Here is a 15070-nt window from a genome sequence, read left to right on the forward strand (position 1 = left end):
AATCAAGCTACACAAAAGGCGTCTTGATTTGGCCGGACTTCTCGCGCCGAAAACGAAAAACCCCGGCATGAAAGCCGGGGCTCCCGTTGATGCCACGGCGTACATCCGGCCGCGACAACCAAGCGACAGTTAGCACGCGGTTTTCGAAGAAAATGTGACCTTCGCGTCGTCGTTCTTGAATATCGGCGGATTTCAAGGTGTTTGTACTTCGCACGACGATCACGCCGGGCATTCCAAGGCCTACGACCAGGCGAGACAACAGATCCCTTGCCACCTCGCGCAGAGACTTGCCGCACGGTCCTTGATTGATTTAGATGAGAAGGTGTTTTTTCTTTTGGAGCAAATGACGTGGCGTTAGGGACTGTTAAGTGGTTCAATCCGACGAAAGGCTATGGATTCATTGCGCCGGACGATGGTGGCAAAGATGTTTTCGTGCACATCTCTGCGGTAGAGAAGGCGGGCTATACCTCGCTTGTTGAAGGCGCGAAGGTCAGCTACGAGCTGGTGACGAACCTCAGCGGCAAACAAGCCGCAGAAAATCTCCGCCTAGGATGAGGCGGGGCTCGACGTCCTGGCGTTCTTTGAGCTAGTCCGAATCTCGCGCTCTTGAGACGTTTGGAAGATGTCCCAGTTGGCGCTCGAGGGCGGCCAAAGTCGAGCGGGCTGAATCCAAATGTGCGGTCGCCTCAGTTAGGTTGGCCCACGCTTCGTTCTGCCGCGAGACAGCTGCCGAGCCGATCTTACGGCTATTCTTAAGACACCGCGTGTCTTGGCTGCGTAAGGCGCGCCCCAATTCAGGCAGTATCCTGGTCAGCGCTCGATGCGCGGAACGTTCTTTTCGCTCCAGGCCGTCGACCACGGCGAGGGCCTCGCGATAGTGCGTATCGCTTCGATGGTTCTGTCTTCGAGGTTGCTATTGTCGCTCATCCGATTCTTTTTCTCCCTCGAGCTCTTAACGGGTGCCGTCCTGCACGAGATCCTCCCCGGGCTGCACGGCTAATATGTCGTGACCTCTGCGCCGTTCAGGGAAAGGCCTCGCGCCGGCCGATAGGTCACATTGAAAGGGCGGATCAGGCATCCAGCGTGCTCGTGATTGTTATCTTTGAGCTACACTCAGAGCGGCCCAAGCGTCGAGCCTCGACCGATCATCGCAGAGTGGCAGTTTCGTGGCGGTCGTATGCGGCATCGACCAAACGGCGACGGATCACAGATACGGCCAGCCGCTCTCGTGAATGTGGTGTGCTGTCGACGCGCGATCGTGGAAGCGGAGATCCGTCCACCTGCAATAAAGAGAGCTCATCACCATTGGATTCGGTTGAGCCAACTCTTTCAGTGGACTCGCAGATCGCCACGTCCTCCTTGATGTCAGCTCTGTTCGGACCGCGCGCAACCAAACGGCCTCTTCGATGGATTGATCTGGCCGAATGACGGCTGACGCCTCGACCGCCTTTGGCGCAACGGCGCCGATCGACTTTCTTCCCCTGCCGGCTGCGCCGTCATTCCTCGCGAAATAAGAAAGTCGCCTGGCTGCCATCCTCCGCTGAGCTTGGTCATTGCACCGCCGGATTTGCCGTTCGCACCAGGCATGAAAGCGAGGATTGATCGTTGACATCTCGCCTTCGTCGCGCAAGAAGGTCGCGATGACGCAACATCTCGCGGAGATACTCATCCCACATCACAGCCTGCGGCCACGGCGCAGACTCCGGTTTGAAACTGTATTGTTGGTAGCCACCGCGCCAGAGCGGCAGCACCTCCATTGGATCCACTTTGATGCCGTACCGCTCTGTTACCGCTCGAGGGGTGGCGATTGCCTCCGCGAGTGCCCTGCGGAACTCCACATCACCGACTAACCGCTCCATGAAGCGTTTGAGGTGCGACAGCGTGCACAGTTGCTCCGAGGTACGCCGGTCAAAAATCTGTCGGTAGTGTTCGGCGGCAGCGTGTGTCATTTGACGAAGCTTACTTCATGTTCTCATCGCACTCATGGCCTCCTCGAGCAACCCGCCGATGCGGGTCGGAGCGAAGCCATGTCAGACCTCGGTCACGACCGCAACAATAACAACCACAACAACTGCAACGAGATCAACTGCGTTGGCGTGGGCAGCGGCCGCTTCCGCGGCTTGCGCGCCGCTCGTGGCCACCTCCGCAACGGCCTGCACAGCGCCGGTCGAGATCGTATCACTCGAATAAACAGTGCCACCGGCGAGCCGTTTAGTCGTCAACTTCTGTCGAGCTCGAATGCAACTGTTAGCTTCATCAAGTGTGAAGCTGTAGCCGAGGCTCTTTCGGATCGCGACAATCGATGCAAGGCCGGTAGCAGTTGGTTTTACGCGTTCGAGCAGACACCCTCGTTCCCCAGATCGTCGACGAATCGCTCTACGTCAGTTCGCGACACAGCCAGTCTCCGTGCCTTTGCTCAAAGTCGCCAACCATCTCGGGCTCACAAGCGATCGGTACCGACGCCGTGAACAAGGCAAGAGGCGTTGAAGATTGTTGATTTTTCGTTTTTCTGACCCTACGTATCGTCCACTTGGTGACACTTTGTTGCCGAACTGACAACCGGCCCGCTAGGCGGGACGAGGTTTTCGTTGTCGGTGTCCAAACGCAGCGGCTTGGGGCGACATCAAAGGGCGGAATGGACGACTTCGGACGTTGCTGATCGTTGGTGCGACCTTGATTCAAGTTGCTTGACGAGTTGAATGCGCCGCTCTGCATTCGGACTGCAAAGACCACCGATCATGGTCGCATCCGTGGCACTCGCTAACAAGATTTGCCGCGCATCATCTAGGCCTTGCTCGTCAAGGCGCGGCATTTAACAGGCGCCGGCGGCAATGTTGAAATCTTGATCGAAGGAACACTCCAGCCGAGGCAAGGTGCAAATCTGGATGAACCTTGAACGACCACTGGCCGCCAGAGAAATGGATGATGGCCAGCGAGCAATTCCGACACTCACCCTTCTTTTTGTTGTTTGCTCCGTTGCCTGCGCTTTGACGCTGTCGGAAACCCGTCTTGCGGAGTTGCACAAACAGTCCCATAGCAAGCCTTCTCACCCTTGTAGTTGGCCAGCGCTTCGACCAACGTCGACATGACGTCCTGTTTCAGTTCGTCGGGGATAGGCTCAGGACCTCCTAGCGAGTTCAACGCCACCTCGATCAATTCGATCGCGCGATCCTTGTTGCCGCTCTCATAATAATACTGAGCGACCGTCCCATAGGACAGGTACTTAAAGCCACCGTCCCCTTGCGGAGGATTCAGCGCAAGAATGTGTTCGGACAACTCTTTGCCCATCGCGAGGCGCTCGGCTGACGGGAAGTGGGAGTTGTCATTCGCCGGATCAAAGAGTTGGCGCAGCGCCCACTCCATCCACTGCTCATCGTTTTTGTCGATCGCGTCGCGAGCGAATTGCCTCAAAACCGGCAAGCCGGTCTGCAAGTTGCGCAGTTTGTGAAGCAACAGTTCCGCATGGAGCGCGCGGAAGCGGAGATCGTCCGGCATCACCGCGACGGCCTCTTCAACCGTCGAAAGCGCCTTTGCCCAATCCTCCGCCTCCATCGCCGGCTGAAGCTTGGCGAGTATAGGCTCAATCAGCGCCCGCTTGCGCTTCATTTCGCGCATTTCGCGTCGTCCGCTGTCGATCCGCTCTGTATCGGCGGCTTTAGCTTCATCGCTGGTGCGCCAGCTGCCGTTAAGAATTTTCGGCAAGACGTCATCGAGCTGTGTCGGAAAACCGACAAAGGCGATGCGGCCGTCACGGTCAACGACGAACGAGGTGGGAATCCCGACAGAAAAGCTGGGATCCATCCAAAGCTTGTTCATTTCGCCTGTGGAGTCGAACCCGATCCGAAAGTTCAGGTTCGAGAACTTGTCGGTCAACCACGCGTCCAAGCTTGTTCGGGCCTCGTCCGCCGTTGGAGCTTGTTCGTAAGCTGCGACGCCGAGCAGCTCAAGTCCGCTGTCTTTGTATTTCTCTTGCAGCTGTACTAGATGAGGCATCACTGCCGTACATGGCCCGCACCAAGTTGCCCAAAATTCGACGATGTACACCTTCCCGGGCTGGAAGCTCGTCAGGGGCTCGCCGCGCAGCCAATTCTCCACCTTGATCGGAGGAGCCGGGGACTCCATGCGCAGCACCATGTTGTTCACCAAAACTATTGCCACTCGTTGCGCGACTTTGTGCGCTAGCCCGTCTCTCTCAGAAACGGAGCACACACCTTCAAGAGAAGGAGAGCATCACTCGTTTTGCGCATCTGATGTGCGCTCAGCCCTCACTCCGTGTTTCTGCATCCAAATAGCAACAAGCGTGCCATCTCGGTCAGCACCCATCAAGCGCCTGATTACGCTTTGAAAACTCCAAGGCGCCCCAAACGCAGCCGGTGTTTTGAACCTGACAAATTTGTCCCGTGTCAGACGTTGGACACGGAATCCAAGAGGGGTGAGCGCTTGGTCATGCGATCCGATCCGGCAAGATCTCGTGTCTAGGACTGCCGCCGCCCTAACGCATCATGTAGCAATGGCAGATAGGATCGATTTCGCAAGGGAGGCGCGCTCCCGTTCCAGGGTGACCAGCACAAGCATTTGAATAGGTCTTCCCACCGCCTTCGGCGAGACGATTGAGACGTCGGTTTCGATGATGCCCTCAGAGCGGAGCCTCTTCAGTCGTCGTTGACAGGGCGGTAGCAGGAAGCCCGGCCATTTCGCCGAGCACCTCGGAAGTTAGGCGGTTGTTCTTTCGCACAATCTCGAGGATGTGGGCGTCTACTCGATCATATCGCATGATCAGCTCCCGCCTGAGGTGAATTCCGCCGTGAAATTCTATGCGATGCAGGAAATCGTCCAAACCTCGGGAAAGTGCGCCGCAAATAGGTTCAGGACAATGCACGCAGACGACATGGCACAGACCTTGCTCACAGACCTTGCTACTGGAGTGCGGCAATAGCGAACGAGTGCTGGTGCAAACAGATGCGCACCACCCGAAGCTCTGCTTCCTTGAACGGATGTAACCCCTCATGAGGGAAAACCTTCCTGCTTGTGACTTGGATCGTCCTCGCGCTTAGCGGCGGCACCGACATTCGCCGCGGATCTCGCTGGGAAGCCCCCATGCGGCAAGCCGGTCGCGCCTGCGATCAGAGATCAGCTACACAAAAAGTCGCCCAAGGTCGGGCACTAAGTTTTGGAGAGTAACATGGTGCTCGGATTAGAATCTCCAGCTCCTCCGATCAAAGTGGAGAATTGGCTGCGCGGCGAGCCCCTCTCGAGCTTCCAGCCTGGGAAGGTGTACATCGTCGAGTTTTGGGCAACTTGGTGCGGACCGTGTGTCGCGGCGGTCCCGGAACTGGTGCAGTTGCAAGAGAAATACAAAAACAGCGGCATTGAGGTCCTCGGACTCGCGGCTCTTGAACGCGCTCAAACAGCGGACGAGGCCCGAGACAAGTTGGACGCCTGGTTGACTGAAAAGGTACCGAATCTCAATTACCGGATCGGGTTCGACTACACAGGCGAAATGGAAAAGCTCTGGCTGGATGCCAGCTTGTCTGTCGGGATTCCCACCTCGTTCGTGGTCGACCGTGACGGCCGCATCGCCTTTGTCGGCTTTCCGACACAGCTCGATGACGTTTTGCCGAAAATTCTGACCGGCAGCTGGCGGACCAGCGATGAAGCTAAAGCCGCCGAAACAGAGCGGATTGCCGAAAACGAGCGTATAATGCGCGAAATGGAGCAACAAGCCTGACTGAGCCGCTTTTCGCCAAACTTAGGCTAGCGATGGAGAGATTGGGCGAAGCCGCGTTCTGCCCTCGAAGAGGCGTCGCTCTAAGGCCGGATGAGCTTAGAGTCCGTCTCCTCCATGCGGATCCGTTGCTTCGAACGGACCGGGTTTCCAGCTGCGAATGAATTTGTTCGCGGTGATCGACAAATACTGTGGGCTGTGGATGGAAGGGGGACGAGTGCCTGCGGTCCCATTGGCGACAAAGGATGCGTGTGCGAGTCATCAAGAGGCCCGCCTACAAAAGTGGTTCATCAGCGGTGGCGCCTAAAGCTAGCGCTGTCCCCACGACTGGACTGCACCCCTGCAGTGAGACACGATAATTACAGTGAGAGTGGGTTGTCGTGAATCGTTACCGCGCGTTGTTTTGCGCGAACGCTGCTTCGAACCGAATAGGTTTGCGAGCGGGGCATCGGCACCCGTAATCTTGCACCCGTTTCTAGTTCGGTCGTATTTTCCACAAAGGCTAACATGCCCGAATCCACACGCCGGCAAAACCGGGCTAAGATTGGATTTTCCCTTCTGGGGGCACCTCATGTTCGATACGGCAACCATCGCGCTTTTGCGCGCGGTCCTTGATCAAGTGTGCGAAAGCGTCTTAGGACGACAGATCGGCGCACGTACGCACGTTGCTTCGAAGATCCTGGAAACCGGGGGCGAAGTCTCTCGCGAGAGGCTTAGGCAGATTGGGCGAGATGCCCTTTCGCACGCGCCCACGATGTGGCGTTGATCGGGGGGGCGGACGTGAACTTCCAAGTCACGGTCCTCAAGATCCTGGTGGCATATCCGGATGGGTTTGCCGTGATGGAGGACCTCAAGAGGGACATGGCCATCCTGGCGACCAGCGGACGCGATTGGGCGGACCGGACCAGACGCCTCGCGGCGCGGGTGCCGGATCTCGACATCTGGTCACAAGGGCTCATCGAACGCACAAGCGGTGGTTGGAGGCTGACTTCCAAAGGGCGGGAAGTGCTTGAATTTATGGAAGCCCGACCGATGCCGGAGCCAATCCAAGCGGCGGCGGCCAGCGAGACGACCCCGCCGGTAGCCGAAATAGCGGCGGTTCCTCCACTGACGCAGCCCGCCGACCGTGCGAAGCTGCGGCGCGAACGCCGTGAACGCCGCCGCGAAGCCCGCGAACGAGCCAGGGCGAACGCCTCCTAGTCAAAGAAAAAAGCCGCCAGCGGAGCTCGGCGGCTTAATAGTCCCGGACTGTCGATTGCCTCCCCAGCCCCAAAGCGTACCGCCGCTACCTTGTTTGCGGTCATGCCGGCCCGATCTACCGACCGTTTTTCGATTCGGCCATCAGGCGGCCGAGTTGTGCACCGAGCTCTTACAGGCCCGGTAGGGCCAGAAACGAAGTGGGCGGGAGGCGCACCCGCACGATATCGCCGGCCACGACCGCCCCTCCAACCCGCACCACGCCCAGCACCCCACATCTGAATGCAGGGCCCCTTTCCGCCGACGAGTGCACGCGCCGCTTAAGGCCCGCCCGGAAGCGGTCTATCAGGACACAGGGCGTCCGGAGGCCGGTCAACTCGACGATGGCTGTGGGCCCGAGTTCGATGAAGTCCCGAGCGGCATCCGTTCGAGGTCCAGGCCTGCATTGGTGATGTTCTCGCCGAGCTCTCCGGCTCCGACCACCAAACCAGCCTTCGAGAGGGATGCGAAGAGCTCGAATGGGATCAGGTGGACCTGCCGCAGGTTGGGAAGCCGGGGTCGGCGCCGGGCGAGATAGCGGTGCCCGACGAAGGGGCCGGCGTGGGCGTCGCCTTCGACGCCACGGCCTTCAACCAGCACGATCTGATCCCGTGACGGCTTGCTGAAGTGGTGCCCGCGATCGGCGGCGACCGCCACCACCTTCCCTCGAGCGAGAGGTCGTGCGCGTGCGACATCAGGCAGCGCGGGCGAGGGAGCGCCGCTTCTGTCGCAGGTAGCGCGTGATTTCTGGCAACGTCATCGCGTTCAGGATCCGGTCGGCAGGGACGCCGCCCTTGCGGGCCATCTGGACGCCCCAGTGCATGTGGTCGAGCTCGGGAATCGAGTGCGCGTCCGGATTGATGCTCAGCATGCAGCCAAATTCGAGGGCGGCCTGGTGCCAGCGCCAATCCAGGTCAAGACGCCACGGATGAGCGTTGATCTCGACGACGACGTCGTGCTTCGCGCATGCCCGAAGCACCTTCTCGACGTCGATTTCGTAGCCCGGCCGCCGCTGGAGCTGTCGCCCCGTCATGTGGCCGATGATGGTGGTGTGAGGGTCGGAAATAGCCCGAAGCAGGCGCTGCGTCTGCGCCTTGCGATCCAGCTTGAAGCGCCCATGGATGCTGGCGACCACGAAATCGAAGCGCTCTAGAACGTCGTCGTCATAGTCGAGCGACCCGTCCGCAAGGATGTCGGACTCGATACCCTTGAGGATTCGGAAGTCCTTGACGAAGCGCTTGTTCAGTCGATCCGCTTCCCGGTGCTGCTGCGCGATCTCCTCAACGGAGAGACCTCCGGCATAGTGGGCAGACTTCGAATGGTCGGCGACCCCGAAATACTCGAAGCCGCGCTGGCGGGTTGCCTTCGCCATCGACTCCAGGGTCTCGATGCCGTCGGAAGCATCGGTGTGGCAGTGAAGGATTCCGCGCAGATCCTGGTCGGTGACGAGCTTCGGCAACTTGCCCTTCAGAGCCAGCTCGACCTCGTTGCGCCCCTCCCGGAGCTCGGGATCAATGAAGGGCAGCCCGAGAGCGTGGTAAATGTCGGGTTCGTCGCCGGCGATCAGCGGGCGGCCCTTGTGCAAGCCGTCGGCCTCCAACCGCATTCCCTTCTTAGAGGCTATCTCTCGGAGCTGCTCGATGTGAGCGGTGGAGCCGGTGGCGAAGAGAAGGGCGGCGCCGAAGTGTTTGCGGTCGGACAAGCGGATCCGCAGCCCATCGGTCTGAGCAGGCTCCGATGTCTTGCCACCCCTGGGAGCTTCCGCAACGATCGTTAGTTCGCGGACGAGCTCGCAACCGCGCCGGAAGTCGCCTGCGAGCGTCACGCGCTTCAGCTCGGGATGGGCCTTTCGGATCGAATCCTTCGCCTGCGCAAGCAGAGCGGCGGCACGGTGCAGGTGGAGGCGGCCTTCTCCGCTTTTGGCGATCGCCAGATTCTGCAGGATCTTGGTCTGCAGCGCGGCTCCGAGCCCCTTGGCCTTCTTGATGCGGTCCTCCTTGGCGGCGGCCTCCAGCTCCGCGAGCGAGCCGATGCCAAGATCCTTGTAGAAGCGCAGCACTTTCTCCGGACGCAGACCCGGAACGGCAAGCATCTCGAGCACCCCCTCGGGAATCTCCTTCCGCAGCTTTTCGAGACTCGGGTGAGTGCCCGTCTTGTGAAGCTTGGTGATGATGTCGGCTATCGCATCGCCGACACCCGGAATCTCAGTCAGACGATCTTCGGCGATGAGCGCATCCAGAGGAACGGCAATAGCCGCTAGGCTGTCGGCGGCCCGAGAGTAGGCTTTTGCCCGGTAGGGGTTGCCGCCACGCAACGCGGTGCGCTGCGCATATTCCCGCAGGAGTTCTGCTACGGTGCGAGCGTCCAGGGAAGTCACTCAACGAACCTCCTGCCCGGTGCGATGAGGACTCGTTGCGGCAAAGCGAGTTCGAGGGGCCATGTCGTCGTTGGGCCGACTGTCCAGAGATCTCTCGAGCTTCTGCGCTGCCCGGAAGTCTTCCAGGTGTTGCGTGTTCGGGCCGTAAGCCGCCTCCTTCTTGAGGAGGTTATAGATCCGGCCGACCACAAGCTGCAGGTGCTTCATCCGACCCTTCGGCATCGATCGGGCCTTGCAAAGAGCTCGGACGGCGTAGGCGCGGAAATAGTCGAATGCGTCTGACATGATCGGTAAACGCCTGTTCCCGCCGATAGTTCTGTCGCCAAGGCTGTCACACGCGCCTGTCAAAGGCCCCCGGGTAGTCCTTAAAAGGCGGGTGCCGCACCTGCGCTGGCTTTGCCGATACTCGACCTCGGCGAGTGACTTCGCTGTTCTCTCATCCGGCTCCACGGCTCGCGCTCAATCCGTCCTAAATCGGTGGCGGTTTGCTCGTTTGCTTGCAAGCACGCCGAGCGGCCCGTGACGGGTCATAAGCGATCCATAAGGCCGCTTTTCGCTGGGGCCCGATCGTGTGTTCACTAGCTGTAGTCCGGGAAAAATCAAAGGAACCTGCAGTGGTCGATCGCAATCTCCGCGAACCCGTTGTGATCGACACAAAGGCCCAGCCGGTCAGCCTCCCGTGGGGGTCTTTAGTACACGGGTCACAAAGCGGTGAACTTAACATAGGTGCGGCAGTGAGACGCTGCACGGCAGCACGCAATCGATAGGTTGAGAACCCCGCACTGCTCGCCACGGCCCGACACCGTTATGTCGATATTCGGTCGAGCTCGACCAAGCTGAGGCGATCGTCAGGGACGTCGGAGAAAGCCACTGCACCGTCCTATGCCCATGATGCAGAGCGTAGAAGGTGTCGCAGTGGCGATTGGGTCAGTTAGGAACGAGGGCTCGGACTCCACATTGCTTATGACGTGCAATCGGGAGTCTCAGCATGGCAGTGCAAATCGTGATGGATCACAGCGGCGACAGCCAGCACTTCTTCGACAACTCCAATGCAGAAGCATTGGTAGAGGCGGAAAGACTTTTTCTCCAATTTACCAGCAAAGGATATACCGCGGCGGTCCGGAAGGGGCCCGGTGAGGTAACCCGGATCACCGCGTTCGATCCGACGGCCGAAGAGACATTGTTCTTCCCGCGGCTAGTGGGCGGGTGAGCACCGGTGAAGAAAAGGATCGGTCGCATCGGCCCGTGGACCGACCGGAGCTTGGCCGTTGGTAGGCTTTATCAAGCAGCAAAGGAGGAGAAAACGGTTCAGGGTCGAGCGCTGCGACTGCTGCGTTCTTGGCTTTCGCCCCAGCAAAGGGTCGAATTCGATAGGAAAGGATATTTCGACGTCGTGGGGTGCGATACCGGAAAGCGGTACCGCATCCGGCTGGGAACGTCCGGCAACGTCAACGAGATCGACGAATACGGGCGGCTCGGGACAGGGTGGTGCTTCGTTCCGGTGGGTGGTTTGGTCCTGGGCGATGTCATGCTCGCCCAAAAAATAGCTCTTGAAACGGATGAGGCACGGGTCTTGAGCATCGCCAATAGCTTCCCGGGGCCAATCCGTTGGCGCCGACCCGGTACTCGTCCGCCCGAGGGGAGAATTCCGCTCGGACGTGTCGGGTAGAGGCAGACCGGCGTCGCCGACGGGCCAGCCTTCTGTGCGGCGGCCGGTAGCGTGGTGCGCGAGGCCCGCAGCGTCGCGGCGGCCGAGAAGCTGGCGCGCGAGCGCGGCCAACAAAACGCTCCGGTGCCGTCACGAGGCACGCTGCTTGCGCTCGTGCACGTACGACCGAATAGCGATCAGATCAACGCCGACGTCGCGAGAGCGCTGGTGATCACCAGCCGCGGCTCGGCGGGGCCCTCGGCGAGGGAACGCGCAAAATCGACGATGTATTGTGCCGTCTCCAAAAGAAATTCCAAACGGGACATGGATGCCTCCTTTTGCGTGATCCGCTGCGCGCCGGTATGGGAGCGCGGCGTCACGGTTAGAGGATGATATCGGGCAGCAACTGTCGAGAGCCTCGCCGCGCACCTTTAAACAATAAATGCGGTTGAGAAGGCGCGGCGGGCCTTGCGGCTTGCCAAGAGTGTCCGTCAGCAGCCGATGTGCGGGCCCTTCCCAAGTGATTGACTATGACGCAGAAGGGGACCGCCAATACCGCGTCAACGCAATTGCCTTGTCCCACACGTCATCGGGACATCGGCCTTCCTTCTCGATGGCTTGCCCAATCGCGCAGATCCTTAGCCATGCGTCGGCTTGAGCATTCTCGATGCGGATCGTCCGTGAGCCATTGTTGCCGGTGTTATTGGCGAGGTGCCGGATGATGGCCAGGCTACGTTCATGGGACTAGGACTGAGCCCGGGGCAGTTCACTGAGCCCAAGCTCAGCCTTCACAACATCATCGTCAATGATCAACATTGAAGCTCACTCCTCAGTTTGGAAGCGACTTCGAAGCTGGTGATGTCTTCAGGGTGGGCTACCGGGCCGAGCTGCGGAAACATCGAACAGCCGCGAAGATCGCGGGTGTCAAAGTTCCCTCGAATGCTCACCGGGGCGCCCGGGCTGGTTCAGGGTGTAGTCACTGAACGGTGCAAGACTGGAGCGCCCAGACACAAACCGACAGCGACGCCAATATACCAAATCTACCGTCAAACCAATCCTTAGCTCTCGGACGTCCACGCGGGGCAGCGTTGGCCGTCCCGCTAAGGCAATCCGTGGTCCGGCAGAACCAGCGACCACTTTGTTAGCGAGGCGCATTTGCTCGGCGCCGGGGCCCCCGTGAGAGCCCTCGAAACCGAAGGCCCCGAGAAACGACTTGGCTCTCCTCCGCAGCGTCGATGAAGCCAGTGGCCGTCACGGTAGCTACGACGCCGTCTGTTTGTGCCGATATCGTCCTTTTCTGCGCGATCCGACATACTCAAGGACTTGCGCTTTCTGAAGAGCACCAATGTCCCGACGCGCAGTTTTCAGACATACCTCCCATTCCGCTACGATTTCCTTGGCGCCGCACCGACCTCCTTCCGCCAGACGTGCCAGAAATCAGCGTTGTCGTTCGCTGAGCTCAATTTGATCAGGGACATTTATGGGGACACGTTTAGGGACACGTTCAGGGTCATCTTTTTGCGCAATTGCTAGCGGCTTCCTGCCAGCGGCTTCGCCAGCGACATAGGCCTTTCGAGCTGTGGCGAGCGAGAAGCGATCAACCGGATCGGATGGCGGACGTGCCGCCGGGCTTTCGATCAGACCAAGAACGAAAGCCCTGATGATGGGCGACGAAACCACGAGACGTAGGAAATACACTGTATCCGGGCCATGCTGTGCCGACAGCCAGTGCTTGACGCTTCTCTCGCTCGCGTCGGTTTGGTGCATGAGTTGTTTGACCGCCCTATGGCTGTCACCGTGCTCCTTGCGCAGTGGCGGAAATTCGCCGGGACCTCCGTTGCCGGAAATCAGAAGGCGCAAGTTGTGACGAGCCGGACCTTCTACGAAAGTAACCAGTTGGAACAGCCGGAATGTCCTATTTGGGCCGCAGAATACGTTCGCATGTCGACGGACCACCAGAAGTACTCGACAGAAAATCAGTCAGACGCAATCAAGCAATATGCCGAAGCCCGCGGGATCAAGATTGTACGAACATATGTCGACGCGGGAAAATGCGGCTTGAAGATCGAGGGGCGTGATGCGCTCCGACAGCTCATCGAAGATGTACAATCCGGCAACTGCGATTTCACGTTGGTTCTTGTCTATGATGTCAGCCGCTGGGGCCGATTTCAGGATGCCGACGAAAGCGCCTATTATGAATATATCTGTCGTCGCGCGGGCATCGCCGTCGAGTACTGCGCGGAGCAGTTTGACAATGACGGCAGCCCGATCTCGACCATCGTCAAAGGCGTCAAGCGCGCGATGGCCGGCGAATATAGCCGCGAGCTTTCTACCAAAGTGTTTGCGGGTCAGGGGCGACTGATCGAAAAGGGCTACCGTCAGGGTGGTGCGGCAGGATTTGGCTTGCGGCGAACCTTGATCGACGAACGTGGCGCGATCAAAGGAGTTCTCGGGCGCGGCGAGCAAAAGAGTATCCAGACTGATCACGTGATCTTGACCCTCGGCCCCCAGGAAGAAGTCGCTCTCGTCCGCAATGTTTACGAGGCTTTCGTTCATGAGGGTCGCAGCGAGGGAGAGATTGCTGCCGATCTCAATGAACAGGGTATCACAACCGATCTTGGGCGTCCCTGGACCAGGGGTACGGTCCATCAACTTCTGATCAATGAGAAATATGCCGGCGACAACGTTTGGAATCGTTGTTCCTCCAAGTTGAAGAAAAGGCGAGTGCGCAACGAACCGGGCATGTGGATTCGGGCGTACAATGCATTCGATCCGCTTGTCGAACGCGAGCTTTTCGAAGCTGCGAGAACGATGATTAACGCGCGCTCGTTCCGCCTCGGTCGCGCGCCGAGCTTCCGAACTCTCCAGAGCGCGTAGTACGGCTCCCGCATCCGAGCTGGCGTCAATGGATCAAGAGCTAGCGCGTCTTCAAGGGCGGCTCACCGATCTTCAAGAGCAGCATCGAAATCTGGCGAACCTCGTCGCCAACATCAAGCATTGGCTCTTGGGCGCGGCTGGGACCTATGAGATGGCAAAGCCGAGTCGCGCCAAGCCTGAGGGGACGAAGGCAACCCCGGCGCAAGCGGTGTCGAACCTGCGAGCGCAGATCAAGGCGCTCGCCGCAGAGCGTGTAAGAGTTCTGCAAGCGGCGCTACCTCTCGCCGATATCAAGAAGCAGGCATCAGCTTATGTCGCTGATCAGCGAGAGCGCGGCCGACCAAAGATTACCTTTGAACATGGGCGGCCTTTCCAAGCTCGATTTGAAAGTTCAGTTGAGGGCGCCTGGACGGCAAAGCAGGACATCGGCGCTGCGCTCGCTTGGCTCGACCCCGTGCGCGTCGTCGAGGATACTGAGGCGAGCAACCCGGACTGCCGCGCGATCAGAATGTCGTCATTTGCCGCTCAGTTCGCGCAACGAGCCTCGAGCGCATCGACGAAAGCGCGATCCCATCGGCCCTCACGGATCGCGTGGATGGTACCGTGTTCCTTTTGCTCCTGGGCCAGTGCTTTCTCGATGACCGTTGCAGCCAGGGAGGGTGGGAATGCAAGAAGGCCGTCCTGATCACCTACGATGATGTCGCCCGCGTTCACGGGCATGCCGCCGACGGTGATCGGGACGTTGATCGCTCCAGGACCATCCTTGTAGGGACCGCGATGGGTCACACCGCGCGCGTACACGGGAAAAGTGCGCTGACGGATTTCCGCGAGATCGCGAATGGCGCCGTCGAGCACCATGCCGGCAAGCCCGAGCGAGGCCGCGCCCAACGTCATGATGCCGCCGACCAGTGCGTTGGAGATATCGCCGCCGGCATCGACAACCATCACGTCGCCGGGACGACAAAAGTCGTAGGCGCGCAGGATGGCGAGGTTGTCGCCGCCCCGCGTCTTCACCGTCACCGCGGTGCCCGCCAGCGGCGCCGGTGAGTGATAGGGGATTAGCCCGATGCTGCCGCAATTGCGGTGCAACTGATCGCTGAGCAAGGCGACCGGAATAGTCATCAGTTTTGCGATCACCGCAGGATCGACTTGCGGGGCTGAGGGGTTCTTTGCGATGCCGGCGTCTGACATGGGATGCTTTCGATGG

At 59.5% G+C, this 15070-nt stretch carries 18 protein-coding genes and 1 pseudogene; 7 read left to right on the forward strand and 12 right to left on the reverse strand.

What is annotated here, in order from left to right:
- Nucleotides 1-7: 7 nt before the first annotated feature.
- Entirely contained in the window at nt 8-232 is a 225-nt protein-coding gene (locus I6F16_RS34680; protein WP_225174434.1) for a hypothetical protein, read from the reverse strand.
- 116 nt (nt 233-348) lie between these two features.
- Here I6F16_RS34680 and I6F16_RS34685 point away from each other — a divergent pair, with 116 nt between their 5' ends.
- Entirely contained in the window at nt 349-555 is a 207-nt protein-coding gene (locus I6F16_RS34685) for a cold-shock protein (protein WP_036008407.1), read from the forward strand.
- A gap of 995 nt (nt 556-1550) precedes the next feature.
- Here the strand turns inward: I6F16_RS34685 and I6F16_RS34690 are convergent.
- The 4 genes and pseudogenes from I6F16_RS34690 to I6F16_RS34705 form a co-directional block, all read right to left on the reverse strand.
- On the reverse strand, nt 1551-1949 hold the full coding sequence (locus I6F16_RS34690; RefSeq protein ID WP_225174435.1) for a hypothetical protein: 399 nt from the start codon (nt 1947-1949) through the stop codon (nt 1551-1553).
- 81 nt (nt 1950-2030) lie between these two features.
- A complete protein-coding gene (locus I6F16_RS34695) occupies nt 2031-2222 on the reverse strand; it encodes a hypothetical protein (RefSeq protein WP_225156303.1) in 192 nt (63 codons plus the stop codon).
- A gap of 727 nt (nt 2223-2949) precedes the next feature.
- The gene (locus I6F16_RS34700; protein ID WP_085969022.1) at nt 2950-4134 is read right to left on the reverse strand and encodes a TlpA disulfide reductase family protein; all 1185 of its coding nucleotides are present in this window, start codon (nt 4132-4134) and stop codon (nt 2950-2952) included.
- Between the two features lie 405 nt (nt 4135-4539).
- Nucleotides 4540-4774, reverse strand: a pseudogene (locus I6F16_RS34705) (winged helix-turn-helix transcriptional regulator); the annotation flags it as partial.
- A 408-nt stretch (nt 4775-5182) separates the two neighbouring features.
- On the opposite strand from I6F16_RS34705, the gene I6F16_RS34710 reads away from it, so the two are divergent.
- From I6F16_RS34710 to I6F16_RS34720, 3 genes are all read left to right on the forward strand, one after another.
- Complete coding sequence (locus tag I6F16_RS34710; RefSeq protein ID WP_225133387.1) at nt 5183-5728, forward strand: TlpA disulfide reductase family protein; 546 nt, start codon at nt 5183-5185, stop codon at nt 5726-5728.
- Nucleotides 5729-6296: 568 nt separating this feature from the next.
- Complete coding sequence (locus tag I6F16_RS34715) at nt 6297-6491, forward strand: hypothetical protein (RefSeq protein WP_225156309.1); 195 nt, start codon at nt 6297-6299, stop codon at nt 6489-6491.
- A 14-nt stretch (nt 6492-6505) separates the two neighbouring features.
- Entirely contained in the window at nt 6506-6925 is a 420-nt protein-coding gene (locus I6F16_RS34720; protein ID WP_225133385.1) for a hypothetical protein, read from the forward strand.
- A 369-nt stretch (nt 6926-7294) separates the two neighbouring features.
- Here I6F16_RS34720 and I6F16_RS34725 read toward each other — a convergent pair whose 3' ends face one another.
- Genes I6F16_RS34725 through I6F16_RS34735 form a run of 3 tightly spaced genes read right to left on the reverse strand, consistent with a single transcriptional unit; the run spans nt 7295 to nt 9623 of the window.
- Complete coding sequence (locus tag I6F16_RS34725) at nt 7295-7618, reverse strand: hypothetical protein (RefSeq protein WP_225174436.1); 324 nt, start codon at nt 7616-7618, stop codon at nt 7295-7297.
- A 37-nt stretch (nt 7619-7655) separates the two neighbouring features.
- Complete coding sequence (locus I6F16_RS34730; RefSeq protein WP_225133383.1) at nt 7656-9338, reverse strand: DNA polymerase/3'-5' exonuclease PolX; 1683 nt, start codon at nt 9336-9338, stop codon at nt 7656-7658.
- Nucleotides 9339-9623 (reverse strand): hypothetical protein, encoded by a 285-nt coding sequence (locus tag I6F16_RS34735; protein ID WP_225174437.1) that lies wholly within the window; start codon nt 9621-9623, stop codon nt 9339-9341.
- A 703-nt stretch (nt 9624-10326) separates the two neighbouring features.
- Here I6F16_RS34735 and I6F16_RS34740 point away from each other — a divergent pair.
- Both I6F16_RS34740 and I6F16_RS34745 read left to right on the forward strand, forming a co-directional pair.
- Nucleotides 10327-10548, forward strand: coding sequence for a hypothetical protein (locus tag I6F16_RS34740; RefSeq protein ID WP_225125100.1), 222 nt, complete (start codon nt 10327-10329; stop codon nt 10546-10548).
- A 6-nt stretch (nt 10549-10554) separates the two neighbouring features.
- Complete coding sequence (locus tag I6F16_RS34745; RefSeq protein WP_225174438.1) at nt 10555-11007, forward strand: hypothetical protein; 453 nt, start codon at nt 10555-10557, stop codon at nt 11005-11007.
- Nucleotides 11008-11183: 176 nt separating this feature from the next.
- On the opposite strand, the gene I6F16_RS38110 is transcribed toward I6F16_RS34745, so the two are convergent.
- The 3 genes from I6F16_RS38110 to I6F16_RS34750 all read right to left on the reverse strand — a co-directional run bounded on the left by I6F16_RS38110 (nt 11184) and on the right by I6F16_RS34750 (nt 12753).
- Nucleotides 11184-11312, reverse strand: a complete 129-nt coding sequence (locus I6F16_RS38110; RefSeq protein ID WP_276573576.1) for a hypothetical protein — start codon at nt 11310-11312, stop codon at nt 11184-11186.
- Between the two features lie 934 nt (nt 11313-12246).
- Nucleotides 12247-12420 carry a hypothetical protein gene (locus I6F16_RS38275; protein ID WP_346656597.1) on the reverse strand — a complete coding sequence of 58 codons (174 nt, stop codon included), beginning with the start codon at nt 12418-12420 and terminating at the stop codon, nt 12247-12249.
- 3 nt (nt 12421-12423) lie between these two features.
- Nucleotides 12424-12753: a hypothetical protein gene (locus tag I6F16_RS34750; RefSeq protein ID WP_225133381.1), complete on the reverse strand. Its 330-nt coding sequence runs from the start codon at nt 12751-12753 to the stop codon at nt 12424-12426.
- A gap of 18 nt (nt 12754-12771) precedes the next feature.
- On the opposite strand from I6F16_RS34750, the gene I6F16_RS34755 reads away from it, so the two are divergent.
- A complete protein-coding gene (locus I6F16_RS34755) occupies nt 12772-13863 on the forward strand; it encodes a recombinase family protein (RefSeq protein WP_346656595.1) in 1092 nt (363 codons plus the stop codon).
- A 525-nt stretch (nt 13864-14388) separates the two neighbouring features.
- On the opposite strand, the gene I6F16_RS34760 is transcribed toward I6F16_RS34755, so the two are convergent.
- Nucleotides 14389-15054 (reverse strand): RraA family protein, encoded by a 666-nt coding sequence (locus I6F16_RS34760; RefSeq protein WP_225125118.1) that lies wholly within the window; start codon nt 15052-15054, stop codon nt 14389-14391.
- Between the last annotated feature and the right edge of the window lie 16 nt (nt 15055-15070).

The sequence above is a fragment of the Bradyrhizobium sp. IC4060 genome (genome assembly GCF_020193715.1).
Classification (GTDB): domain Bacteria; phylum Pseudomonadota; class Alphaproteobacteria; order Rhizobiales; family Xanthobacteraceae; genus Bradyrhizobium; species Bradyrhizobium yuanmingense.

Coding starts and splice junctions, on each gene's coding strand:
- I6F16_RS34680 (WP_225174434.1), bottom strand. CDS start 232: ATGCCCGGCGTGATCGTCGTGCGAAGTACAAACACCTTGAAATCCGCC.
- I6F16_RS34690 (WP_225174435.1), bottom strand. CDS start 1,949: ATGACACACGCTGCCGCCGAACACTACCGACAGATTTTTGACCGGCGT.
- I6F16_RS34700 (WP_085969022.1), bottom strand. CDS start 4,134: ATGGTGCTGCGCATGGAGTCCCCGGCTCCTCCGATCAAGGTGGAGAAT.
- I6F16_RS34710 (WP_225133387.1), top strand. CDS start 5,183: ATGGTGCTCGGATTAGAATCTCCAGCTCCTCCGATCAAAGTGGAGAAT.
- I6F16_RS34715 (WP_225156309.1), top strand. CDS start 6,297: ATGTTCGATACGGCAACCATCGCGCTTTTGCGCGCGGTCCTTGATCAA.
- I6F16_RS34735 (WP_225174437.1), bottom strand. CDS start 9,623: ATGTCAGACGCATTCGACTATTTCCGCGCCTACGCCGTCCGAGCTCTT.
- I6F16_RS34740 (WP_225125100.1), top strand. CDS start 10,327: ATGGCAGTGCAAATCGTGATGGATCACAGCGGCGACAGCCAGCACTTC.
- I6F16_RS38110 (WP_276573576.1), bottom strand. CDS start 11,312: ATGTCCCGTTTGGAATTTCTTTTGGAGACGGCACAATACATCGTCGAT.
- I6F16_RS34750 (WP_225133381.1), bottom strand. CDS start 12,753: ATGCACCAAACCGACGCGAGCGAGAGAAGCGTCAAGCACTGGCTGTCG.
- I6F16_RS34755 (WP_346656595.1), top strand. CDS start 12,772: ATGGCTGTCACCGTGCTCCTTGCGCAGTGGCGGAAATTCGCCGGGACC.
- I6F16_RS34760 (WP_225125118.1), bottom strand. CDS start 15,054: ATGTCAGACGCCGGCATCGCAAAGAACCCCTCAGCCCCGCAAGTCGAT.